The sequence below is a fragment of the Buttiauxella brennerae ATCC 51605 genome (assembly GCF_001654925.1).
Taxonomy (GTDB): Bacteria; Pseudomonadota; Gammaproteobacteria; order Enterobacterales; family Enterobacteriaceae; genus Buttiauxella; species Buttiauxella brennerae.
In genome coordinates this window covers 232469-256560 of the sequence record NZ_LXER01000040.1, presented here as the reverse complement: position 1 = coordinate 256560, position 24092 = coordinate 232469, and the positions used below count along the sequence as shown (strand labels likewise).

Genomic DNA, 24092 nt, shown 5'->3' with positions numbered 1-24092 from the left:
AATGGTGGTTATTTTTTAAAAGAATCAGCCAGTTTCTGTGTTGCCGCGCGGAAGCAACCTAAGTCGCTACCGACGGCGACAAAGGTCGCACCCCATTCCATATAACGGCGCGCATCGGCTTCAGCCGGTGCCAGAATACCGGCTGGTTTACCGTGCGCTTTGGCACGGGCAAAGATGTGTTGAATGCAATGCTGAACGTCCGGGTGGGAAGCGTTACCCAAATGGCCTAATGCCGCCGCCAAATCACTTGGCCCGACAAAAATACCGTCCACGCCGTCAGTCGCGGCAATCGCATCAACGTTATCAACACCCTGCTGGCTTTCGATTTGCACGAGTATTGAGATGTTCTTGTTAGATTGCGCGAAGTAATCAGGCACGGTGCCGAACATATTGGCGCGGTGTGAAACGGACACACCACGAATACCTTCAGGTGGATAGCGAGTTGAAGACACCGCCAGAACCGCCTCTTCCTGCGTTTCCACAAATGGGATCAGGAAGTTATAGAAGCCGATATCCAGCAGACGCTTGATGATCACCGGGTCGTTAGTTGGAGCGCGAACCACCGCAGCACTTTCGCTGCCTTTAAGTGCCATCAACTGCGGGATAAACGTCGTGATGTCATTTGGCGCATGTTCGCCATCGAGCACAATCCAGTCGAAACCTGCCAGACCCAGCACTTCTGTGCTGATAGGGTTTGCCAGTGCGGACCAGCAACCAATTTGAGTCTGATTTGCTGCCAGTGCTGCTTTGAATTTATTTGGGAAAACGTTGGTATTCATCTGTTGCCCTTATTTATTCAGTTATCTGTTGAGAGAATTACTTCTGCAATTCCATACGTTTAATATCGCCAACCACGAACAGATAACAAACCATTGCCATCAGCGCCGAACAGCCAACGAAGATCAGCGCCGCATTGAAGGAGTGAAGTTCAGAAACCAGGTAACCAATCACCAGTGGAGTCACGATAGAAGCCACGTTACCAAACACGTTGAACACCGCACCGCACAGGCCAACCATCTCTTTTGGTGCCGTGTCGGCAATAACCGGCCAGCCCAGCGCACCAAAACCTTTACCGAAGAATGCGAATGCCATCAGGGTGATCACCAGAGCAGTGCTCTCGGTGTAGTTACAAAGAATGATGGTTGAAGCCAGCAGCATTCCGAGAACAATCGGTATCTTACGAGCAACGGTCAGCGAGTAACCGCGTTTGATTAACGAATCGGAGAAGACGCCGCCCAACACACCACCAGCGAAGCCACACAGCGCCGGGATTGAAGCGACCATACCCACTTTCAGAATCGACATGCCTTTATCTTGCACCAGGTAAATCGGGAACCAGGTCAGGAAGAACCAGGTAATGGTGTTAATAAAGTACTGACCAAAGAACACACCCAGCATCATGCGGTTAGTCAGCAATTGCTTGATGTAATGCAGTTTTGGCCCCTGAACCACCGCACCTGGTTTTTTGTGGTCCATATCGACCACTGCGCCACCTTTGGTGATGTAATCCAGTTCCTCTTTAGACATACGAGGGTGGTCAGTCGGGTTGTGGATAAACTTCACCCACAGGAAGGTCAGCACAAAACCGATACCGCCCATCACGGTAAACACATGCTCCCAACCCCATGCGAAGGTCAGCCAGCCGAGTAATGGTGAGAACAGTGCCAGCGAGAAATACTGCGCGGAGTTGAAAATCGCAGAAGCAGTGCCGCGTTCTTTTGTCGGGAACCAGGCCGCAACAATACGGGCGTTAGCCGGGAACGAAGGCGCTTCAGAGAAGCCGAGCATAAAGCGCATGATGAACATGGAGATACCCGCATATGCCAGCGGCACCATATCCACAAAGCCTTGCATGAACGTAAACAGTGACCAGAAGAACAGACTGTAGGTGTAAACTTTTTTCGAGCCGTAGCGGTCAAGTAACCAGCCGCCAGGGATTTGCATCAGCAGGTAAGCCCAACCAAATGCTGAGAAAATATAGCCCATTGAGATTGCACTGAGCTGTAATTCTTTAGCAACTTCAGTACCCGCAATAGAAAGTGTGGCGCGATCTGCGTAGTTTATCGTCGTCACAATAAAGATAATTAATAATATTAAGTATCGCGTATTCTTACCTTTTTTAGACTCAACTGCCGTATCCAAAATCATTTTCTACATCCTCTGTTGCGGGTACTTAATTCAAGGATTTTTTATTTATACGAAGCGATATTTCACGAATATATTTTGGGGATAATACCGCTCTCTGAAATTAACCTGGTGTTTGTCATTCGCAACACAGTATAGCCAGCACAGAACAAACGGGCATTAGGCATCCGCACAATTTATAGCATTTAAAATGCCAAATAGTTAAACTTATGCACATGTTTGTGGGGCGTATTGCACAATTTTATTGATTGCCCTGACTTGCGTACATAGCCTCATAATATTAAGTGATCTTGGTCACATTTTTATTTCTCGTGGCCTGACATTCTTTATTTAGCTTGTGAGAAGTCACGATTAGAAAAAATTCTGGAGAATAGCGGCAATGTCGAATATTGAAATTAAACAACAACCCCCTGGTTCTTTTTATATAAAAGTTCATGAGACAGATAATGTCGCTATTATTGTTAATGATAATGGGCTGAAAGCGGGAACCCGTTTTCCGGATGGATTAGAACTTATCGAACATATCCCACAAGGGCATAAAGCTGCACTGGTTGATATCCCGGCGCATGGCGAAATTGTTCGTTATGGTGAAGTGATTGGCTATGCGGTGCGTGATATTCCACGCGGTAGCTGGATTGACGAATCATTAGTGGAATTACCAAAAGCGCCGCCGCTCCATACTTTGCCATTAGCCACAAAAGTACCCGAGCCATTACCACCACTGGAAGGTTATACCTTCGAAGGCTACCGCAATGCGGACGGCAGCGTCGGCACCAAGAACCTGCTGGGCATCACCACCAGCGTGCATTGCGTTGCCGGGGTGGTGGATTATGTCATCAAAATTATTGAACGTGATTTGCTGCCGCGCTACCCGAATGTCGACGGTGTTGTGGGCCTGAATCACCTTTACGGTTGTGGCGTGGCGATCAACGCCCCTGCCGCAGTCATCCCTATTCGCACCATCCATAATATTTCCCTGAACCCAAACTTTGGCGGCGAGATTATGGTGGTGGGCTTGGGTTGCGAAAAATTGCAGCCAGAGCGCCTGCTGGAAGGCACCGATGACGTGCAGCCGATTAATGTTGGCGATGCCAGCATCGTGCGTCTGCAAGATGAACACCACGTCGGTTTTAAATCGATGGTCGATGACATTCTTAACGTCGCTGAGCGCCATCTGGTCAAACTGAATCAGCGCCAACGCGAAACTTGCCCGGCATCTGACCTGGTTGTTGGTATGCAATGTGGCGGCAGCGATGCGTTCTCAGGCGTCACGGCTAACCCGGCGGTCGGTTATGCCTCTGACCTGCTGGTGCGCTGTGGTGCAACCGTCATGTTCTCTGAAGTGACCGAAGTGCGCGATGCCATTCACCTGCTCACCCCACGTGCCATCAACGAAGAAGTGGGCAAGCGCCTGCTCGAAGAGATGGATTGGTACGATAAGTATCTTGATATGGGTAAAACCGATCGCAGCGCCAACCCATCACCGGGTAACAAAAAAGGCGGCCTGGCAAACGTAGTGGAAAAAGCACTTGGTTCCATTGCCAAATCGGGTCAAAGCGCGATTGTGGAAGTGCTTTCCCCAGGGCAGCGCCCAACCAAACGCGGCCTGATTTTCGCGGCAACGCCTGCCAGTGACTTCGTCTGCGGCACACAACAAGTGGCATCAGGTATTACGGTGCAAGTGTTCACGACCGGTCGCGGCACACCTTACGGTTTGCTGGCAGTTCCGGTGATTAAAATGGCCACGCGTACCGCACTGGCAAACCGCTGGTATGACTTAATGGATATCAACGCGGGCACGATCGCCACGGGCGAAGCGACCATTGAGGATGTTGGCTGGGAGTTGTTCAAATTTATTCTTGATGTGGCGAGTGGCCGTAAAAAAACGTTCTCGGATCAGTGGGGATTGCATAATGCGCTCGCCGTTTTCAACCCGGCGCCAGTGACCTGATACCCATCATACTTCAAGCTGCAGATGCGTTGGCTGCACCCGTGCGCCCCGGTCACATAGTTTACTGTGCTCCCGGGGTCTTACGGCTTGGCCGCCTTTCTGCAACTCGAATTATTTTGGGTATTCTTATTACGGCAATGATTGCCTAACCCCGGAACTTTCTCGCGGCAAACCTTCAACACTAACTGCCGTAGCCAGCGATGCGCCGGGTCTGCTTCCGAGCGCGGATGCCACATCAACGACACTGTAATCTCATTGGTTTTCACCGGCAGCTCAAACACATAAAGCCTGGCTTCCCCTGAATTACCGTTCAGCCCCGGCTGGTTTAGCAAGAAAGTGGATGGTATTAAAGCCACTAAATCAGATGCCTGCGCCACCGCCAGCGCCGCAGGGAACCCCGGAACCATAGTCGCAATCTTGCGTTCTAAATTAAGCTCCGCCAGTAGCGTATCGACCGGGCCTGTTCCTCGTTCATGGCGGGAAACCACCACATGCCCCAATGCAGCATACTTCGCGGCGGTAATATCTTCCTCTTGCTCAAGCGGGTGGCCTTTCCTGACTACGCCGACAAACTTATCCCGATAAAGCGCCGTTAATCGTATTTCTGGGCCCATCTCCCCAAGTACACCGATCTCAAGATCAATTAAACCTTCACGCAGATACTTTGCTGTTTTCTCTGGTTTGGGCATAAAGCGCAGTTGGACTAAAGGCGCGACAGCGGCTACCGCAGCAATCAACGTAGCACCAAATATCTCGATAAACCCGGCGTTAGTACGCAGGGTAAAACTGCGCTCAAGTGTTGCAAGATTAAAAGCATCCGATGAAGGGCGAAGTATCGCTCGGGCTTCAAAGACGGCATTTTGCGTGCGCTCGCGGATTTCTTCCGCGTAAGGAGTCAGCACCATATTACGCCCGGCGCGAACTAACAGTGGGTCACCGGTAGTGGTGCGCAAACGGGTTAGTGTGCGGCTCATCGCCGAAGCACTTAACCCTAAACGACGAGCCGCGCCCGCTACACTGCCTTCGGCCAGCAGCACATCAAGGGCGATAAGTAAGTTCAGATCGGGGTCAGTCATTCAGCAAATTCCCTGTGTTTTGGGCATGAGTGCGCACTCTTCATTTTGATAAGGCGTTTGGTGCAGGTAATCAATGCAAATGCTGCGTCTTCCGCCATGTCTTCTGCAAGTCTATATTTCTGCCATTCCCCGCGATAGAGAATTTTAAAAATGGCATTATTTACCGATCAGCCCGGCGATGAAGGGTTACCAGGCCGCGAACGAGGTCTGGCGATGGCCGCCGTCATGACCATGACCACCATGGCGGTGTTTGATGGCTCGATGATCAACATTGCCTTGCCACAAATCGCCCGCTCGCTGGACGCTTCACTGGGTGCCACAGTCTGGGTTTCCAATGGCTATTTGTTATCCGCAGCGATGACACTGGCGATATTTGCCGCCCTTTCCAGCCGTATCGGGTTTCGCACTATTTTTGCCTTCGGCCTTAGCTTATTCACGCTGGCCTCGGTGGGCTGTGCGCTCTCATCCTCACTGGATATGTTAGTTATCATGCGGGTTTTGCAGGGTATTGGTGGTGCTGCAACATTAAGCATTGGCCCGGCAATCCTGCGCTCAGTTTTCCCTAATCGCTTGCTGGGGCGAATACTTGGCCTGAACGCGCTGCTGATTGGCACTAGCACTGCCATCGCGCCGATTCTCGGGGGCACGATTCTTTCCACGTTGAGCTGGCAGTGGCTGTTTGCAATCAACGTTCCACTGGGCATTATTGCGGTAATACTTACGCTGCGTGTTGTGCCCAATAACCCGGCGTTAAAACGTGAACCGTTCGATTATGCAGGAGCCTTGTTATCGGCCGTCACATTAGGCGCGCTGATTATGGCGGCAGATGCTTTTACCCACCCCGGCAACGACGACCTGACCACAGCTGTGATTTTCGCGAGCATCGCGATTCTCAGCGGCCTTACATTCGTCTGGGTTCAGCGCCGAGTGACTAAGCCATTGCTTCCGCTAAATATCTTTTCCTCTTCGCGGTTTTCTCTGGCGGCACTGACTTCACTGGCTTCGTTTGTCAGCCAGGGCATCACGTTCATTGCCTTGCCGTTCCTGTTCCAGAGCGTTTACGGGTACAGCGCGTTGGTTTCAGCTCTGCTATTCACCCCGTGGCCCATCGGTATAATTCTCGCGGCCCCTCACGCCGGGCGTCTGGCAGACCGTTATTCGGGAGTTATCATCTCAACCGTTGGGTTGTGTATCTTTGCCGTTGGTCTCGCACTGTTGGCGATGCTGCCGGAACACGCTCAAGCGTGGGATATTTGCCTGCGTAGTTTGCTTTGCGGAATAGGTTTTGGCTGCTTCCAGAGTCCCAACAACAGAGAGATGCTGTCCAATGCATCGCGTGAAAACAGCGGATACGCCTCAGGCGTGCTGGCAATCATGCGCACATTTGGCCAGTGTCTGGGGGCCGCGTTTGTCGGTGTGATGATGACGATTTATGCGCAGAGCAGCGCCATACATATCAGCCTGTGGCTGGCGGTTATCGCAACGGTATTAGCCATTGCGCTGAGCGTGAGTCGTTTGCGGGGATATAAATTAGCGGCAGGGTAAGAGAAAAAACCAGTACAAATTTCTCCCGCCAGTTCTCCCGCCACATTGGCGGGAGAACCCTCGTTGTAGGGTAGATAAGCGCAAGCATCCACCGCTTCTACAATCAGGCATCGCCCACCAAAACCACTTCAATGCCACCTTTACGCAGCCCGTTCAGGCTCTCTTCAGGAATACCTGCATCGGTGATAACCATATGAATTCGTTGAGTATCAATGATCTTATGCAGGCTGGAGCGGTTAAATTTACTCGAATCCGTGACCACAATAATACGTTCAGCCACTTCACACATCCGGCGGTTTAGACGCGCTTCATCTTCGTTATGGGTGCTGACACCACGCTCAAGATCAATAGCATCCACGCCGAGGAACAGCATGTCGAAGTGATAGTTTTGCAGTGATTGATCGGCCTGGTCGCCATAGAATGACAGCGACTGGCGGCGCAGATGCCCTCCGGTCATCAGCAATTCCACACCTTCGGCCTCAAGCAATGCATTGGCCACGTTTATGCCGTTGGTCATCGCAATCACTTCCTTATGGTTGCGCATATGGCGCGCAATCTCATAAGTGGTGGTGCCTGAGTCAAGAATGACACGATGGCCAGGCTTAATGAGATCTGCCGCCTCACGCGCAATGCTGCGTTTCAACGACGTATTTAGCGAACTTTTATCCTCAACGGTCGGTTCAACCGCTGCCGTGCCCGAATCGCAAACCAAAGCCCCGCCGTAGGCACGCACCGCCACACCCTGCTTTTCAAGAAAAGCCAGATCGTTACGGATCGTCACCGTCGAAACACCAAAGAATGATGAGAGATCATTAACCTGTACGCTTCCTTGTTGACGAAGGCGCTGGATGATCTGCTCACGCCTTTCACTTGTACCTGTAACACGCTTGTCCGTTGCTGCGTCAGTATTATTCATAAATGATCCTTTCATAAAACCTTTCGTTTCATTTCACTTCGCCTATTAACACCTTTCTTTTCGCGGAAAGCAAGACTTTACATCGCGTGCTGCATTCCTTGTGATTGTGTCAAATATGCTTTCATTATGTTTCTTTTGCGAAACAGATCTCAATTCTATTATCTTTCGTTTTGTTTTTATCGCACGATACACCACTATTAAATGAAACAAATCGAAAGACAAGCCAACACCCAACCCATACGGAGAGGAAAGTGAAACATTTAACCGAGTTTGTGGCCGACCATAAACAGGATTCACGATGTGGCATTTTTGCCGTTTGTTCTGCTCACCCGCTGGTTCTCGAAGCGGCAATGCGCCATGGGCGGGATACAAAATCTCTCTTATTAATAGAAGCGACATCCAACCAGGTTGACCAGAACGGTGGCTACACCGGCATGACACCGGAAGATTTCCGTGGCTTTGCGCAGCAAATGGCCGACAAGTACCACTTCCCACGTGAGCAACTCATTCTGGGTGGCGATCACCTTGGCCCAAACCGCTGGCAAACACTGCCCGCCGAAGAAGCCATGAATCATGCTGATGAGCTGATTCGTTGCTATGTCGCTGCGGGTTTCAAAAAGATCCACCTCGATTGCAGCATGTCTTGTGCAGATGACCTGGTTCCGCTGACCGATTCCCTTGTTGCCATGCGTGCAGCCCGTCTGGCCAAAATCGCCGAGCAAACCTGCATCGAGAAATTTGGCTCTTCTGATTTGGTTTACGTTATCGGCACCGAAGTGCCGGTCCCTGGCGGCGCACACGAAACGCTGGCGGAACTTGCCGTCACTACGCCACAGGCTGCCAAAGCCACACTTGAAGCCCATCGTCATGCTTTTGAATTACAAGGTTTGAACGATTTGTGGCCACGCATTATCGGGCTGGTTGTCCAGCCAGGTGTCGAATTCGATCACACGCAGGTCATTGATTACCAACCTGAGAAATCACTGTTCTTAAGCCAGATGATTGAAGCTTTCGACACCATGGTGTTTGAAGCGCACTCCACCGATTACCAGACGCCACAAGCCTTACAGCAACTGGTGCAGAACCACTTTGCGATTTTGAAAGTCGGCCCGGCACTGACCTTTGCACTGCGTGAAGCGCTGTTTTCACTGGCCGCCATCGAGCGTGAATTACGCCCGGCACACAAATGCTCTGGACTGCGTGAAGTGCTTGAAAGTGTGATGCTCGAACACCCTGAATACTGGAAACACCATTATCACGGCAATGACAGCGACCGCCGACTGGCCCGCGGCTACAGCTACTCGGATCGAGTGCGTTATTACTGGCCGGATCATGACATTGATGAATCGTATTCAAAGCTTGTTGCGAATTTGGCTGGTGAATCTATTCCTTTGCCATTGATCAGTCAGTATCTGCCACTTCAATACGTTAAGGTCCGTGAAGGAAAAATTGCAGCCACACCTCATGAACTGATTATCGACCATATCCAGGACGTGTTGCGCCAGTACCATGCCGCCTGTCTGGGCTCACAGTCATCAAACTAAACCCAAAATAATAAGAGGAAAATAACATGCCAAACATTGTATTGAGCCGCATTGATGAGCGACTGATCCACGGCCAGGTTGGCGTTCAATGGGTAGGTTTTGCCGGGGCAAACCTTGTCCTCGTTGCCAATGATGAAGTTGCAGAAGACTCGGTACAGCAAAACCTGATGGAGATGGTTCTGGCTGAAGGGATCGCCGTGCGTTTCTGGTCGCTGCAAAAAGTTATCGACAATATTCACCGTGCAACCGATCGCCAGAAAATCTTGCTGGTTTGTAAAAACCCGGACGATTTCCTGACGTTAGTGAAAGGCGATGTGCCTGTGAAGCGGATTAACGTCGGCAACATGCACTACGCAGAAGGCAAACAACAAATCGCGAAAACCGTCTCTGTGGATGACCAGGATATTGCTGCTTTTAATGGCCTGCAAAAGGCCGGAGTAGAATGTTTTGTTCAGGGTGTGCCGACGGAATCCGCTCAGGATCTCTACAAACTCCTTTGAGGTATTTTCTATGGAAATTAGCTTATTACAGGCATTAGCGTTGGGTATTCTGGCCTTTATTGCCGGACTGGATATGTTCAACGGCCTGACGCACATGCACCGCCCTGTGGTATTAGGGCCGCTGGTTGGCTTGATTCTGGGTGACCTTCATACCGGTATTTTGTGTGGCGGTACGCTGGAACTGGTCTGGATGGGGCTTGCACCTCTGGCTGGTGCGCAGCCACCAAACGTGATTATCGGGACCATTGTCGGCACTACTTTTGCTATTACCACTGGCGTGAAACCTGAAGTTGCCGTCGGCGTAGCAGTGCCATTTGCCGTTGCGGTACAAATGGGGATTACCTTCCTGTTCTCTATTATGTCCGGTGTAATGGCCCGCTGCGACCAAATGGCGGCACAAGCTGATACGGATGGCATTGAACGCGTTAACTATCTAGCCCTTCTGGCCCTCGGCACGTTCTATTTCTTGTGCGCGTTTTTGCCCATCTATTTTGGTGCGGAACATGCCAAAACCGCGATCGATGTTTTACCCACCCGCTTAATTGACGGCCTGGGTGTGGCAGGCGGCATCATGCCAGCCATCGGTTTTGCCGTGCTGCTGAAAATCATGATGAAAAACATTTATATCCCCTATTTCATTCTCGGCTTTGTGGCTGCTGCCTGGCTAAAACTGCCGGTGTTGGCGATTGCCGCTGCCGCATTAGCAATGGCGCTAATTGATTTCTTACGCAAAGACCCGGCTCCACAGCAACCTTCCAGCGCTCAGAAAGAGGAATTTGAAGATGGCATCTAATATCCAGACTTTGCCAGATACAGACGTTACGGAAACCTCCCTGACTAACGGCAATGACAACATCTATGAAGACCAGAGCATCGGTGTAGAGTTAACCAGAAAAGACATCAATCGCGTGGCATGGCGCTCCATGCTATTACAAGCATCATTCAACTATGAACGTATGCAGGGGTCCGGTTGGCTATATGGCCTGCTACCCGCACTCAAAAAAATCCATACCAATAAAAGCGACCTGGCGCGAGCCATGAAAGGCCACATGGGGTTCTTCAACACGCACCCGTTCCTGGTGACCTTCGTTATCGGCATTATTCTGGCGATGGAGCGTTCAAAGCAGGATGTGAACAGTATTCAGAGCACAAAAATTGCCGTCGGCGCACCACTGGGCGGGATTGGCGATGCGATGTTCTGGCTGACCTTGCTGCCTATTTGTGGCGGTATCGGGGCAAGCCTTGCGTTACAGGGTTCAATACTCGGCGCGGTTATCTTCATCGTGCTGTTTAACGTGGTGCATCTCGGCCTGCGTTTCGGTCTTGCGCATTACGCTTACCGCATGGGTGTGGCCGCCATCCCGCTTATCAAAGCCAACACTCGCAAAGTGGGACATGCCGCATCGATTGTGGGCATGACAGTGATTGGGGCGCTGGTCGCCACCTATGTTCGCCTGGCCACTACGCTTGAAATTACCGCGGGTGATGCGGTGGTGAAACTGCAAACGGACGTTATCGATAAACTGATGCCGGCCTTTTTGCCACTGGTTTATACCTTATGTATGTATGCGCTGGTGCGCCGTGGCTGGAGCCCGCTGCGTCTTATCGGTATCACCGTCATTCTGAGTGTTGTCGGGAAGTTTGCCCACTTCCTGTAAGTGGCATCCTGTAAGCGAGATAAAACAATATGTTAAGTATTATTTTAAGTGGCCACGGTGGTTTTGCCTCCGGGCTGGAAAAAGCGATGAAACAGATTCTTGGTGAGCAAGAGCAGTTTATCGCCATCGACTTTCCAGAAACCTCTTCTACGGCGCTGCTCACTTCGCAATTTGAACAGGCTATTGGCGCATTAGATGACAGTGAAGGGCTGGTGTTTTTAACTGATTTGCTCGGTGGCACCCCGTTCCGCGTCGCTTCCACCATGGCATTAGAACAGCCGGGCCGTGAAGTCATTACGGGTATCAACCTGCAACTACTTCTGGAAATGGTACTGGAACGCGACGGTCTGAGCAGTAAAGAATTCCGCCTTCAGGCGCTGGAATGTGGCCATCGCGGGTTAACCAGCCTGGTCGATGAAATGGGGCGTTATCGCGAAGCTGAGGCGGTCGAGGAAGGAATATGACCACGCTGCTGCGAGCCAGGCGCGTTCTCACCGAACAAGGCTGGCTGGACGATCACCAGTTACGGATTGATAACGAAACGATTGTCGCCATCGAACCTATCCCTTCAGGAACGATGGCCCGTGATGCTGAACTGTTGTGCCCCGCATACATTGATATTCACGTTCACGGCGGTGACGGGGTTGATGTGATGGACGACGATCCTGGCGTCCTTGCACGGCTTGCGATGCACAAGGCACGCGAAGGTGTGGGCGGCTGGCTGCCCACCACCGTCACGGCACCGCTTGCCAACATTGAACGCGCATTGCGGCGGATCGCAGAACGCTTTTATCACGGCGGGCCTGGTTCAACCGTGCTGGGCAGTTATCTCGAAGGGCCATACTTTACGCCACAGAACAAAGGCGCTCATCCGCCAGAGTTGTTCCGCGAGCTGAATATCGCTGAGCTGGACCATTTAATTGAGGTGTCGCAAAACACCTTGCGGGTGGTGGCGCTGGCCCCGGAAAAACCCACGGCGCTGGAAACCATCAGGCATCTTAAAAGCCGGGATATACGGGTCATGCTTGGCCACAGTGCCGCCAGTTACGAGCAAACCCTTGAGGCATTTGATGCCGGGGCCGACGGACTGGTGCACTGCTTTAACGGCATGACAGGCTTGCATCACCGTAATCCTGGTATGGTCGGAGCCGGTTTAAGCGATAAACGGGCCTGGCTGGAACTGATTGCCGACGAGCATCACGTTCACCCTGCAGTCATGAATATCTGTTGTCGCTGCGCGAAACCCCGCGTTCTGCTGATTACCGATGCCATGAGCGCCGCAGGAATGCCAGATGGTGATTATTCAATTTGTGGCCACCCGGTAACAATGCGCGAGGGAATTGTGCGCACCGAAAGTGGCGGGCTTGCCGGAAGCACCCTTTCGCTTGATGCCGCGGTGCGAAACCTGGTGGATAACGTGGGCGTTTCTGCCGAAGATGCCATTCACATGGCGTCGCTGCACCCCGCAAAAATGCTCGGTTTAGATAACGATCTGGGTTCGCTGGTGGTGGGAAAACGCGCCAATATGATTGCGCTTAATTCCCAGTTAGGTCTTCAAAATATCTGGATTAATGGCCAGGCTCTCCCCCTGTAGTACTTTCGTTGCTCCTCACTTTTGTCTGTCGCCAGCCCCGCGACAGACCTTTCTTTTCCTTTCGTTTAAAATAACCTCAACTATACATTATTTAAAAATAACCATTTAAATCAATAAAATAACTAAAATAGATCGTTTTCCGGATCACATTTTTCGTTTTATTGTTTTTCTTACATTGACCTTTCGTTTTCTTTTCTATAGATTTTATTTAAGCATAAAGTTGAGTAAATGAAACAAAACGAAAGATTGTCCTGTACTGCTTTGTGCTACTTCCGATGATCTTGCACTGCTAAGGACTGAGTTATGAGCGAAACCCAATCTGCCTGTCTTTCCGGCACATTAACCTGGACTGAAAAAGAGATCCGCCAACAGCCGGAAAGCTGGATCCGATCGTTAAAAAATATCGGTAATCAACGTAGCAGTATCAACGCATTCCTTGATCCTTTGCTGCAAAACACCTCGCTAAAAATTATCCTGACGGGTGCAGGAACCTCCGCATTTATTGGCGATATTATTACGCCGTGGCTATCGCGCCACACCGGGAAAAACTTTGTTGCCGTACCGACCACCGACCTTGTCACCAACCCGCTTGATTACTTGTCCGAGCAAGAACCGACGCTGCTGGTTTCTTTTGCACGCTCTGGCAACAGCCCGGAAAGTGTGGCGGCGGTCGATTTAGTCAACCAGCTCGTCAAAGAGTGCTATCACTTGGTCATTACCTGTAATGAAGCCGGCAGCCTGTACCAGAACGCCGCGACCAGCGGTAATTCACATGCGCTGCTGATGCCACCGGAAACGCACGATCGTGGCTTCGCCATGACCAGCAGTATCACCACCATGATGGCAAGCTGCCTGGCCGTGTTTGCACCAGATGTTATCAACAGCAGCACTTTCCAGGATGTGGCTAAGCGCTGCGAAGAAATCATTGCTTCACAAGGTGACTTAAGCGAAAGCGTGTTCGGTGATTTGCCTTTCAAACGTGTCGTCTACCTCGGCAGCGGCGGCTTGCAAGGTGTTGCGCGTGAATCCGCACTGAAAGTTCTGGAACTCACAGCGGGAAAACTGGCAGCATTTTATGACTCGCCAACCGGGTTCCGTCATGGCCCTAAATCACTGATCAACAACGAAACGCTCGTGGTGGTCATGATTTCAAGCCACCCGTATACCCGCCAGTACGACCTTGATTTACTGGCTGAGTTGCGCCGCGACCAACAGGCCCTGTGCGTCGTTGCTATCTGCTCGTCACCTTGCCCGGAAGTCGAGTCGGGGCCACATATCTGGCTGCCACCTTCCCGCGATTTCATCGACGTTGAACAGGCTTTCTGTTTCCTGATGTATGCGCAGATTTTCGCGCTGACGGAATCCGTCAAAGCGGGCATTACCCCTGATACCCCTTCCGCAAGCGGCACGGTAAACCGTGTTGTGAAAGGTGTCGTTATTCATCCGTGGAAAGGCTGAGAGGATTACAACATGAGCATTATCTCCACCAAATATCTTCTGCAGGATGCGCAAGCCCGTGGCTACGCCGTCCCTGCGTTTAATATTCACAACGCAGAAACTATCCAGGCGATTCTGGAAGTCTGCAAAGAGATGCAGTCGCCAGTGATTCTTGCGGGCACACCGGGCACTTTTAAACATATCGCTTTTGAAGAGATCTTCGCATTGTGCGAAGCCTATTCCGAAAGCTATGACATGCCGCTGGCACTGCATCTTGACCACCATGAGTCACTGGCAGATATCAGCCGTAAAGTGAACGCCGGGGTGCGTAGCGCCATGATAGATGGTAGCCACTTCCCGCTTGCCGAGAATGTGCGTCTGGTGAAATCAGTGGTCGATTTTTGCCACCGCCATGATTGCAGCGTGGAGGCAGAATTAGGTCGCCTCGGCGGTGTGGAAGACGATATGGACGTTGACGAAGAAAGCGCCTTCCTGACGGACCCGCAAGAAGCGCGTCGCTTTGTCGAACTCACCGGTATCGACAGCCTGGCGGTCGCTATCGGCACGGCGCATGGCCTTTATACCAAACGCCCAAAAATTGATTTCCAGCGCCTGGCTGAAATTCGTGAAGTCGTGGATATTCCGCTGGTGCTGCATGGCGCAAGCGATGTGCCAGATGAATACGTCAGACGCGCCATTGAGCTTGGCGTGTGCAAAGTGAATGTCGCGACCGAATTAAAAATCGCCTTTGCCGACGCCGTGAAAAAATGGTTCGGTGAAAACCCGGAAGGCAACGACCCGCGTTATTACATGCGTGTCGGAATGGACGCGATGAAAGAAGTGGTGCGCAGTAAAGTCACCGTGTGCGGTTCTGCCAACAAATTAATTCCTGAAACTGAAACTTGAAACTTATGGTTGGGCATCGTGGAGCAAAGAGAAAGCTATCCTCGGCTTACGCAACCCGTCAGACAAAGAGCAAAGCTATTATCTGGATTTGACGAAGAGCTTTGAAATCCCGGATGGCGAAGCAACACACTTCACGCTGAAACCTGTCTATGGCACAAATACCACCCTGCTGGGTGATTACAGTAAGCCTGTGATTGTGACGCTGAAACCGCTGGAAACACTGGTCATTGAAGCCACACCGGTTGCCACGAAGTAGGGTTTGTTATCTGTCTAAAACCCGTGAAAGCGGGTTTTTAACTGGAAGCAAGTTTGTCGATTTTTCTCTTATCTTCAGCGATAAGCACCACACCAAAATGTGATGATTCAGGGTGGATACTCCAGATTTTATCTTCCGGAATACTCGCGCCATCGTAAATTACTTTTGTGCCGTCATACGGGTAAAATCTGCCGCAATCGGTATCAAGAACAAAGACAGTCAACACTTTTGATTCACGTGCAATCTTTTGCCATAACGCCTTGCCACCTTCGTACTGCGTATTATCACTCATCAGAATGATCCCGCAGTTAATCACTAACGCTTCATATAATCGAGTAGCTAGACCGGCCTCCTGATAGCGGCGATCCACACAGACCCCCTCAACTTGAAGCAGATCTGTTTCTTCCCAAAATCGCTCAACCGAGATGACGTTATCGCCAATACTTTTTTGATTGGCCAGTTCCAACATTGCCACGGCAATATGACGCGCAACACCATCAATTGCCTCGATTTCAGCTTTAACAATTGCAGCGCGCGGTGTTTGTTTATCAAAGATGACCAGGAACCGCTTTCCTGCGAGGGTGATTTCATCAACGACTTCAAAGGAGCGATCGATCACCGCAGGGCTATAAGACAATGGCATTACGATCATATTCGAATCCCCACGTATCAACACCGGCATAATTTGCTCATCCTGAACAGACTAAAGTATGAGCAAATTACCATCGCTTATTTAAACCATACTAACAATACTGATACCGGTAATGACAGAGTGCGAGCCTGCTCGGAAAACGCTATTTCTCGCTGTTTTCTAAGGCATATTTATACAGCGCATTTTTCTTCACGCCGTGAATTTCAGCCGCCAGAGCTGCCGCTTTTTTCAGTGGCAGTTCTGTTTGCAGCAGAGCCAGAGTGCGCAGTGCATCGGCTGGCAGAGCATCATCCGCAGGCGCTTTGAAGCCTTCGACAATCAAAACCATCTCGCCCTTACGGCGGTTTTCGTCTTCTTTAACCCAGGCCGCCAGCTCACCAATCGGTGCACCGTGAATCGATTCCCAGGTTTTCGTCAGCTCGCGCGCCAGCACTACATAGCGTGATTCACCGAGCACAGCGCATATATCGTCTAAACTATCGAGCAGGCGATGCGTAGACTCATAGAAGATGAGCGTACGTGGTTCTTGCTCAATGGCTTTGAGTGCATCACGACGGCCTTTGGATTTTGCAGGAAGAAAACCTTCGTAGCAGAAGCGGTCAGAAGGCAAACCGGCAGCACTTAATGCAGCAATCGCGGCACACGGGCCTGGCAGCGGCACCACGCGAATACCCGCTTCGCGACACGCACGCACCAGATGGTAACCAGGATCGTTAATTAATGGCGTTCCTGCATCAGACACGAGCGCGATGCTTTGCCCTTCTTGCAGCTTTGCCAGCAGGGTTTCTGCTTTTTGTTGCTCATTATGATCATGCAATGCGAACATCCGCGCATTAATCGCAAAATGTTGCAGCAGCAAACCGGTATGGCGAGTATCTTCGGCGGCAATCAGGTCAACGCTTTGCAACACGGCTAATGCCCGCTGTGTGATATCGCCGAGGTTACCGATGGGTGTCGGAACGATGTAGAGCGTGCTGGCAGAAATAGCCGCCGTTTCGAGTTGTTTCATTGTTTCATCCGTATTGCCGATTTAATATTGAACACTGAGATAAAAATTACACTGGATACAGAATGGTACCGTCTAAATTTATTCGTTCTAAAGCCGGGCGTTGTCTGCCTGTTATGCTGGCCGCGCTAATTTTTGCCGGCTGTACCACTAAAGCACCAGACCAGTCCGCTGCCCATATTCAGGGCGAGGCAACTGCTGATTCAGCGTATTACCTGCAACAAATGCAGCAAAGTAGCGATGATAGCAAGACCACCTGGCAATTACTCGCCATTCATGCGCTGTTAAAAGAAGGCAAAACTCAGCAAGCGGTTGATCTCTACAATCAACTGCCAAAAGAGATGAATGAAGAACAGGTGCGTGAGCAGACGTTGCTGGCAGCCGAGGTGAAGGTTGCCCAGAAGGATTTTGCCGACGCCAGCGCGCGCCTGAGCAAAATCGATCCTTCTTCGCTCAATAAAAACCAGCAGGCGCGTTATTACCAGGCTGTCATTGACGCAAGCCAGAACCGCCCGTCGCTTGAACTGCTGCGTGCGTACATCGCACAAGAGCCCATGCTGACTGGCCCTGCACACCAGAAAAATATCGACGGTACGTGGCAGGCTCTGTCTCAAATGACGCCGGAACAGATGAATTCGCTGGTGATTAATGCTGACGAAAACACACTGCAAGGCTGGCTGGATCTGCAGCGCGTGTGGAACGACAACCGCAACGATCCCGAAATGCTCAAAGCCGGGATTAAAGACTGGCAAACGCGTTACCCGCAAAACCCGGGTGCGAAAGCGTTGCCAGCGCAGCTGAGCAACATGCAGAACTACAAACCTGCTTCTACAGAGAAAATCGCGCTGTTGCTGCCTTTAAACGGTCAGGCTGCGGTATTTGGCCGCACTATCCAGCAAGGCTTTGAAGCGGCGAAAAATATGGGTTCAGCACCGGTTGCGCAAACTACTGCCACAGCGCAAGTTGCGGATGCCAACGGGCAGCCTGTAGACACCACTCAGGCCGCGTTGCCACAACCTACAGACCCTAATATGGTGGCAAGCCCGGCGGCGGCATCGGTTGATGATTTAACGCAACAGCCTGCCGCAACGCCAGCAGCGCCTGCACCACAAGCACAGCCTGCGGCCGCTACAACTGCTCCCGCTAATCCATCAGCGGAAGTTAAAGTCTACGACACCACCACGCAGCCACTGGCGCAGATACTCGCTCAGGCACAGCAAGATGGCGCAACAATAGTGGTCGGCCCACTACTTAAAAACAACGTTGACCAACTGGCGACAACAACTTCCCCGTTGAATATCCTGGCACTCAATCAGCCAGAAAACGTGCAGAACCGCGCCAATATCTGCTATTTCGCCCTGTCGCCGGAAGACGAAGCGCGTGATGCAGCCGGCCATATCTGGCAGCAAGGTCACCGTGCTCCGCTATTGCTGGTTCCGCGCAGTGCCCTTGGCGATCGCGTCACTAAAGCTTTTGCCGATGAATGGCTGAAACTCGGTGGTGGCACGGTACTACAGCAGAAGTTCGGTTCAACTGCTGAGCTAAAACAAGGGATTAACAGCGGTTCAGGTATCGCTTTAAGCGGCACCCCGGTTAACGCAGCTCCGGCTCAGCCGGCAGGCGTAACCATTGGCGGACTGACGATTCCACCACCACCGACCGACGCACAAATTACCGCAGGCACCTCCGGCGGCGTTGATGCGGCTTATATCGTGGCAACGCCAGACGAAGTGGCGCTGATCAAACCGATGATAGCGATGCGCACCGGCAGCCGCAGCCCTGCACAACTGTATGCCAGCTCGCGCAGTTCGCAGGGTGTGAATGGCCCGGATTTCCGTCTGGAAATGGAAGGTTTGCAGTTCAGTGAAATCCCGATGCTTGCCGGCAACAACCCATCGCTGATGCAGCAAGCACTGGGTAGCGTAAATAACGATTACTCACTGGCACGTCTTTACGCCATGGGCGTGGACGCGTGGTCACTGGCAAATCACTTCTCTCAAATCCGCCAGGTCCCTGGCTATCAGGTGAATGGCAATACCGGCACGCTTTCTGCAACCCAGGATTGTGTCATTAACAGGAAGTTAAATTGGCTGCAATTCAGTCAAGGTCAAATCGTTCCGGCATCCTGACCCGTCAACAAGCTGGCGCGCACTACGAATCACAGGCGCGCCACTTTCTTGAACGCAAAGGACTGCGCTTCATTGCCGCCAACGTGCATTCTCGTGGTGGAGAAATCGACCTCATCATGAAACACGGCGCGGTTATCGTCTTCGTAGAAGTGCGATACCGCCGCTCAAACCACTTCGGTAGCGCTGCCGCAAGCGTTACCCGGCGCAAGCAACAGAAATTGTTACATGCTGCTTCGTATTGGTTAGCCCGCACATCAGGAAGTTTTGATACTGTGGATTGCCGTTTCGATGTGTTAGCCTTCACCGGCAATGAAATAGAGTGGTTAACCAACGCGTTCACCGCAGATGTTTAAAGTAACCAGGTAAACTAACGTGCTCGAAAGAATCAGAGTCTGCTTCACGGAAAGTATTCAAACCCAGATTGCCGCAGCGGAAGCTCTGCCAGATGCTATCTCCCGTGCAGCAATGACACTGGTTCAGTCGCTGCTTAACGGTAATAAAATTCTTTGCTGTGGCAACGGCACGTCTGCGGCTAACGCCCAGCATTTTGCCGCCAGCATGATCAACCGCTTTGAAACTGAGCGACCGAGTTTACCTGCCATTGCACTTAATGCTGATAATGTGGTCTTAACCGCAATCGCAAACGATCGTTTACACGAAGAAGTGTATGCCAAACAAGTACGTGCGTTAGGTCAAACAGGTGATGTTTTGCTCGCCATTTCGACCCGCGGCAACAGTCGTGATATTGTCAAAGCGGTAGAAGCCGCTGTGACGCGTGACATGACTATCGTTGCGCTGACTGGCTATGATGGTGGGGAATTGGCCGGGCTATTAGGGCCACAGGATGTTGAGATTCGCATCCCTTCTCACCGTAGCGCACGCATTCAGGAAATGCATATGCTGACGATAAACTGCCTATGCGATCTGATTGATAATACGTTATTCCCTCACCAGGACGATTAAGGAGTACAGATGAAGGCATTTAAGCCACTCGCAGTCCTTATTTCTGCGCTAGTGCTACAAGGTTGTGTTGCTGCCGCTGTGGTTGGTAGTGCGGCTGTTGCCACGAAAACGGCGACAGACCCACGCTCCGTCGGTACTCAGGTTGACGATGGTACGCTGGAATTGCGCGTAAATAGCGCACTGGCCAAAGACGAACAAATCAAGAAAGAAACGCGCATTAACGTGACTGCATATCAGGGCAAAGTGCTGTTGGTAGGCCAGTCACCAAACGCCAATTTGTCAGCTCAGGCTAAGCAAATTGCACTTGGCGTTGATGGTACCACCGAGGTGTACAACGAAATCCGTACCATGGCACCGATTGGACTGGGAACGGCTTCAAATGATACCTGGATTACCACCAAAGTGCGTTCGCAGTTGCTGGCAAGCGACCAGGTGAAATCGACAAATGTGAAAGTGACGACTGAGAATGGCGAAGTGTTCTTGTTGGGTCTGCTGACCGACAGAGAAGCGAAAGCTGCGGCTGATATTGCCAGCCGAGTCAGTGGCGTGAAGCATGTGACGACCGCGTTTACGATTCTGAAGTAGTTCTGGTATAACGCCCTCACCCTAACCCTCTCCCCCAGGAGAGGGAATTGTCCGGTTTTCTCCTTCTCCCTCTGGGAGAAGGCTGGGATGAAGGTGGTTTTACTGTTAAAACCGGCTCAAACAATCCATCGCCACCGCTTTAAACTCCTCAAAACTCTGACTATCCCGCAAACGCGGCATCGCCCTTTCGCGCAGGAAAGTGACAAACAGATCGTAAATCGCCATCGCCTCTTCGTACTCGCTTTTGCTGATTGCCAGTAAGAAAATGACATGTGCTGTTTCATCACCCCAACGAATACCCTGTGGTGCAAGCACGGTGTAGACCACGGTCTTGTTCGCCATCAGCCCCAGCGAGTGAGGCAACGCAATTCCCTCGCCCAATACGGTGCTGACGATGGCCTCGCGCTCGACCACCGAAGGGTAAAAATCGGCCGCCACATAGCCTTCCCGTTCAAGCTGCTGGCAAAGGGTGCTGAACAACTCCTGCTGGCTCATCGGCTCATCAATGACCCGGAAATGGCTGGCATCGAAGAATTTATCCAGCATGTACGGGCGGGTGCGATCCACCAGCACCAGTTTGCCCAGCTGTTCGAGCTGGTACTCTGTCGGGAACGGGGCAACCACAACGGTAGGCTTTTGTTTATCGCTAATGCGCGCCGTGGAGATAACAAAATCTTCCTCAACCTCATCAAGCTGTTCATACTCCCGCAGCGAAATGATCTGCGTCACCTCAATCTGCGGATATTTACGCAACAGCATCGCCTGAATCATGCGTACCGTTGAGTTCCCGGTATCGCAAACCAGCAGCACACGCGGATGGCGCTGATAGCCAATGTTGTAATGCCTCTCCAGACCGACGCCAATATGCAGCACCAGGAAACCAATTTCGTTTTCGCTAATCACATAAGGTGTGTATTTGCCCCAGCTCGACACCGCCGCAAGCGTCATGTCGTAGGCCATCGGATAATGCTGCTTAATGTTTTCAAGCAGTGGGTTGGGAATGTTTATCTGATAGCGCACGCGGGTGATCATGGTTTTGATATGCGTAAGCAAATCGGCATGCAACTGCCTATCGGTCAGTAAGTTGTAGTTATAGTTGGTATTAATAAAGCTCAGGATATAGTTCACCAGCGCTTCATCATCGTCAGCACTGATGGCGCTCGGCGCCACTTCTTGTACCTGGCGCGAGGCGATATGCACCTGCAACCACTGCTCTTCCGCATCAGACAGCGGTTTATCGGCAAGTCGCTGAATAATCTCGGTGATTTGCCGGGCTGCTTCGCGCACCGCTTCGTCGACGTTTTCAGCGCTAAACTCCGGCAGCGGGTAACCCTCACTGATGCGCCTGACCGCAACAGCACAATACAAGCGGATAAACTGCTCACTTTCATCAGTCAGACGAATACGGCAACGCGTGAAACAGTTATGCAGTTCTGCCGCCAGCTGCTCTGGCACACCGGCGTTCAGCGCCTCTTCGGTCAGCAGTGGGTTTTCACTGTCTTCCTGAGTGAGTTTCCAGAGCAAATCGGTCAAACAGGCGCGCACTGACATTTCACTGCCAAACAACTTCATGCCGTGGCGTGGGCGGGTTTCGATCGTCAGATTGTAGCGAGCCAGCCATTCGCGCACTTCGGCCATATCACTTTGCAATGTCCCGCGGCTCACAAACCACTCTTCCGCCAGATCTTCGAGTTTTAAAGAGAATGCCGATGTCAGAAAGCGCACCACGAGGTAATGCACTCGATCAGGGGAGTTGCGCGGAATACGCAACTGGCGAGATGGCTGCTGCACCAGTTCTTGATAGAGCGACCGATCGGCAATATTGAGCTGATATCCGGCACCCCGGTTCAGAACAAATTGCGCGCCGTGTGCGGCCATCAATGCATTCAGGGCGGTAATATCGGCCCGCACCGTACGGGTAGAAACAGATAAACGCCGCGCCAGTTCATCCTGGGGCAGCGTCTCGTTTTGTAGCATCTCAAACAGCTGGGCCAGACGTTGGTTGGGGAATCTCACTTCCGTTTCCTTTCATTAAACAGGCACAACCCGCGCCCGGTACAGCAACGACTATGCAGGTGTCAGGATCATCTGTGACGGGCTTCCAGCCGCACAGTAATCTTCCACAAAGGTCAGTCTTCCGCTCGATTGGGCAACATTAAAGCGAGTAATGTTGTCGCTGCGCTGATTCATGACGTAAAGATACTGTCCAGTATGGTCGAGAGTTAAGTTGCGTGGGTAATCACCGCGCGTCCAGACATCATCCTGATGAATTAATTTACCCTTTGAGGTTACCGTAAAGTGCCCAATGCTGTTATGCAAACGGTTAGCAACATACAACTGTTTTCCGTCGTGGCTCAGCACCAGACCCGCAGCAAAGCTGGTGCCCTTAAACCCTTTCGGCAAAGATGAAATGCTCTCGCCTTCGCGTAAAGTTCCTTTGCTTACATCGATTTGGTAGTGAGTCAGCGTAGACGCCTCTTCGTTGATCAGCCATAAACCATCACCTTCCGGGGTAAACACAAAATGGCGTGGTCCAGCTCCTTTCGATGAAGCATCAATATAGGGAGGATCGTTTGGCGTGAGTTTTCCGTTGGTGCCATCGAAAAGATACTGGTAGATCCTGTCGAGCCCAAGATCGGTGGTAAACACATATTTCCCGCTGGGATCGGTGCGAATCATATGCGCGTGCGGACCTTTGTGGCCGCTCACCGCAAAACTGCCTTCCACTGCGGCTTCGGGTTTGGCTGCCCCCACCGGCCCCGTATCCTGTTTGACATCGCAGGCTTCAGCGAGGCTACCGTCCTCTTTCACCGGTAGCACGGCAACAGAACCACTGGTGTAATTGGCCACCAGCAGGTGCCGTTCGTTTGGCGTGAGTGACAGATAAACCGCCCCTGCACCACCCGATGAAACCTGGTTAAGTTCTTGCAGGTCCCCGTTTTCGCCAACACGGAATGCGGTAACAATGCCGGTGTCTACTTCGCAGGCGACATACAGTGTTTTGCCATCTTTCGAGGCTGTCAGTTGCGCTGCGTTCGGTAATGCGCTGACTAAGGTTTTGTTGTTCAGCGCACCTGTTTTTGCATCGACATGAAAGCGGTACAGCCCTTCGCCGTTGGGGTGATAAGTGCCAAGCCAGGCGAATTGGTTTTGTGCTGGAGGCATTTGAGATCCTTGTTGTTTGTGCCCTCACCCCGGCCCTCTCCCACAGGGGAGGGAGAAAAAGACT

The 24092-nt window shown here is 51.6% G+C and carries 22 protein-coding genes and 1 pseudogene; 15 read left to right on the top strand and 8 right to left on the bottom strand.

Going from position 1 to position 24092, the window contains the following annotated elements; translation table 11 throughout:
- Window positions 1–8: 8 nt before the first annotated feature.
- Both garL and M975_RS21635 read right to left on the bottom strand, forming a co-directional pair.
- Window positions 9–779: a 2-dehydro-3-deoxyglucarate aldolase gene (gene garL, locus M975_RS21640; protein ID WP_064561918.1), complete on the bottom strand. Its 771-nt coding sequence runs from the start codon at window positions 777–779 to the stop codon at window positions 9–11.
- 37 nt (window positions 780–816) lie between these two features.
- The gene (locus M975_RS21635) at window positions 817–2148 is read right to left on the bottom strand and encodes an MFS transporter (protein WP_064561917.1); all 1332 of its coding nucleotides are present in this window, start codon (window positions 2146–2148) and stop codon (window positions 817–819) included.
- Between the two features lie 376 nt (window positions 2149–2524).
- Here M975_RS21635 and garD point away from each other — a divergent pair, with 376 nt between their 5' ends.
- On the top strand, window positions 2525–4096 hold the full coding sequence (garD, locus tag M975_RS21630; RefSeq protein WP_064561916.1) for a galactarate dehydratase: 1572 nt from the start codon (window positions 2525–2527) through the stop codon (window positions 4094–4096).
- A gap of 80 nt (window positions 4097–4176) precedes the next feature.
- Here the strand turns inward: garD and M975_RS21625 are convergent, their stop codons facing one another.
- The gene (locus M975_RS21625) at window positions 4177–5172 is read right to left on the bottom strand and encodes a LysR family transcriptional regulator (protein ID WP_083967927.1); all 996 of its coding nucleotides are present in this window, start codon (window positions 5170–5172) and stop codon (window positions 4177–4179) included.
- 150 nt (window positions 5173–5322) lie between these two features.
- Here M975_RS21625 and M975_RS21620 point away from each other — a divergent pair, with 150 nt between their 5' ends.
- Window positions 5323–6717: an MFS transporter gene (locus tag M975_RS21620; protein ID WP_064561915.1), complete on the top strand. Its 1395-nt coding sequence runs from the start codon at window positions 5323–5325 to the stop codon at window positions 6715–6717.
- Window positions 6718–6820: 103 nt separating this feature from the next.
- Here M975_RS21620 and M975_RS21615 read toward each other — a convergent pair whose 3' ends face one another.
- A complete protein-coding gene (locus tag M975_RS21615) occupies window positions 6821–7633 on the bottom strand; it encodes a DeoR family transcriptional regulator (protein ID WP_064561914.1) in 813 nt (270 codons plus the stop codon).
- A gap of 251 nt (window positions 7634–7884) precedes the next feature.
- Between M975_RS21615 and kbaZ the strand changes: the two genes are divergently transcribed.
- The 9 genes and pseudogenes from kbaZ to M975_RS22620 all read left to right on the top strand — a co-directional run.
- Window positions 7885–9177, top strand: a complete 1293-nt coding sequence (gene kbaZ / locus M975_RS21610; RefSeq protein ID WP_064561913.1) for a tagatose-bisphosphate aldolase subunit KbaZ — start codon at window positions 7885–7887, stop codon at window positions 9175–9177.
- A gap of 26 nt (window positions 9178–9203) precedes the next feature.
- On the top strand, window positions 9204–9677 hold the full coding sequence (gene agaV, locus M975_RS21605; RefSeq protein ID WP_064561912.1) for a PTS N-acetylgalactosamine transporter subunit IIB: 474 nt from the start codon (window positions 9204–9206) through the stop codon (window positions 9675–9677).
- A 10-nt stretch (window positions 9678–9687) separates the two neighbouring features.
- Window positions 9688–10470, top strand: a complete 783-nt coding sequence (gene agaW / locus M975_RS21600; RefSeq protein ID WP_064561911.1) for a PTS N-acetylgalactosamine transporter subunit IIC — start codon at window positions 9688–9690, stop codon at window positions 10468–10470.
- Entirely contained in the window at window positions 10460–11335 is an 876-nt protein-coding gene (gene agaE / locus M975_RS21595) for a PTS N-acetylgalactosamine transporter subunit IID (protein ID WP_064561910.1), read from the top strand. Before agaW ends, agaE begins: the two co-directional genes overlap by 11 nt.
- A 29-nt stretch (window positions 11336–11364) precedes the next feature.
- A complete protein-coding gene (gene agaF / locus M975_RS21590) occupies window positions 11365–11799 on the top strand; it encodes a PTS galactosamine/N-acetylgalactosamine transporter subunit IIA (RefSeq protein ID WP_064561909.1) in 435 nt (144 codons plus the stop codon).
- Window positions 11796–12929 (top strand): N-acetylglucosamine-6-phosphate deacetylase, encoded by a 1134-nt coding sequence (gene nagA / locus M975_RS21585; protein WP_064561908.1) that lies wholly within the window; start codon window positions 11796–11798, stop codon window positions 12927–12929. The genes agaF and nagA overlap by 4 nt, the downstream gene beginning before the upstream one ends.
- A gap of 303 nt (window positions 12930–13232) precedes the next feature.
- Window positions 13233–14387: an SIS domain-containing protein gene (locus tag M975_RS21580; RefSeq protein ID WP_064561907.1), complete on the top strand. Its 1155-nt coding sequence runs from the start codon at window positions 13233–13235 to the stop codon at window positions 14385–14387.
- Between the two features lie 12 nt (window positions 14388–14399).
- Entirely contained in the window at window positions 14400–15272 is an 873-nt protein-coding gene (gene kbaY, locus M975_RS21575; protein ID WP_064561906.1) for a tagatose-bisphosphate aldolase subunit KbaY, read from the top strand.
- Window positions 15268–15528: pseudogene (locus tag M975_RS22620) on the top strand (enterotoxin); the annotation flags it as partial. The gene kbaY and the pseudogene M975_RS22620, both read left to right, overlap by 5 nt.
- A 37-nt stretch (window positions 15529–15565) precedes the next feature.
- Here the strand turns inward: M975_RS22620 and M975_RS21570 are convergent.
- Complete coding sequence (locus tag M975_RS21570; protein ID WP_157093420.1) at window positions 15566–16180, bottom strand: hypothetical protein; 615 nt, start codon at window positions 16178–16180, stop codon at window positions 15566–15568.
- A gap of 142 nt (window positions 16181–16322) precedes the next feature.
- Window positions 16323–17189, bottom strand: coding sequence for a 16S rRNA (cytidine(1402)-2'-O)-methyltransferase (gene rsmI, locus M975_RS21565; protein ID WP_064561904.1), 867 nt, complete (start codon window positions 17187–17189; stop codon window positions 16323–16325).
- A 62-nt stretch (window positions 17190–17251) separates the two neighbouring features.
- On the opposite strand from rsmI, the gene M975_RS21560 reads away from it, so the two are divergent.
- From M975_RS21560 to dolP, 4 genes are read left to right on the top strand one after another with little or no spacing between them, the layout of a single operon-like run.
- Window positions 17252–19315 (top strand): penicillin-binding protein activator, encoded by a 2064-nt coding sequence (locus M975_RS21560; protein WP_064561903.1) that lies wholly within the window; start codon window positions 17252–17254, stop codon window positions 19313–19315.
- Window positions 19273–19668, top strand: coding sequence for a YraN family protein (locus M975_RS21555; RefSeq protein ID WP_064561902.1), 396 nt, complete (start codon window positions 19273–19275; stop codon window positions 19666–19668). Before M975_RS21560 ends, M975_RS21555 begins: the two co-directional genes overlap by 43 nt.
- Window positions 19669–19687: 19 nt before the next feature.
- Entirely contained in the window at window positions 19688–20278 is a 591-nt protein-coding gene (gene diaA, locus M975_RS21550) for a DnaA initiator-associating protein DiaA (protein ID WP_064561901.1), read from the top strand.
- A 9-nt stretch (window positions 20279–20287) separates the two neighbouring features.
- Window positions 20288–20863, top strand: a complete 576-nt coding sequence (dolP, locus tag M975_RS21545; RefSeq protein ID WP_064561900.1) for a division/outer membrane stress-associated lipid-binding lipoprotein — start codon at window positions 20288–20290, stop codon at window positions 20861–20863.
- 105 nt (window positions 20864–20968) lie between these two features.
- Here the strand turns inward: dolP and M975_RS21540 are convergent, their stop codons facing one another.
- Entirely contained in the window at window positions 20969–22879 is a 1911-nt protein-coding gene (locus tag M975_RS21540; RefSeq protein ID WP_064561899.1) for a BglG family transcription antiterminator, read from the bottom strand.
- Between the two features lie 51 nt (window positions 22880–22930).
- On the bottom strand, window positions 22931–24028 hold the full coding sequence (locus M975_RS21535; protein ID WP_064561898.1) for a lactonase family protein: 1098 nt from the start codon (window positions 24026–24028) through the stop codon (window positions 22931–22933).
- Window positions 24029–24092: the final 64 nt, after the last annotated feature.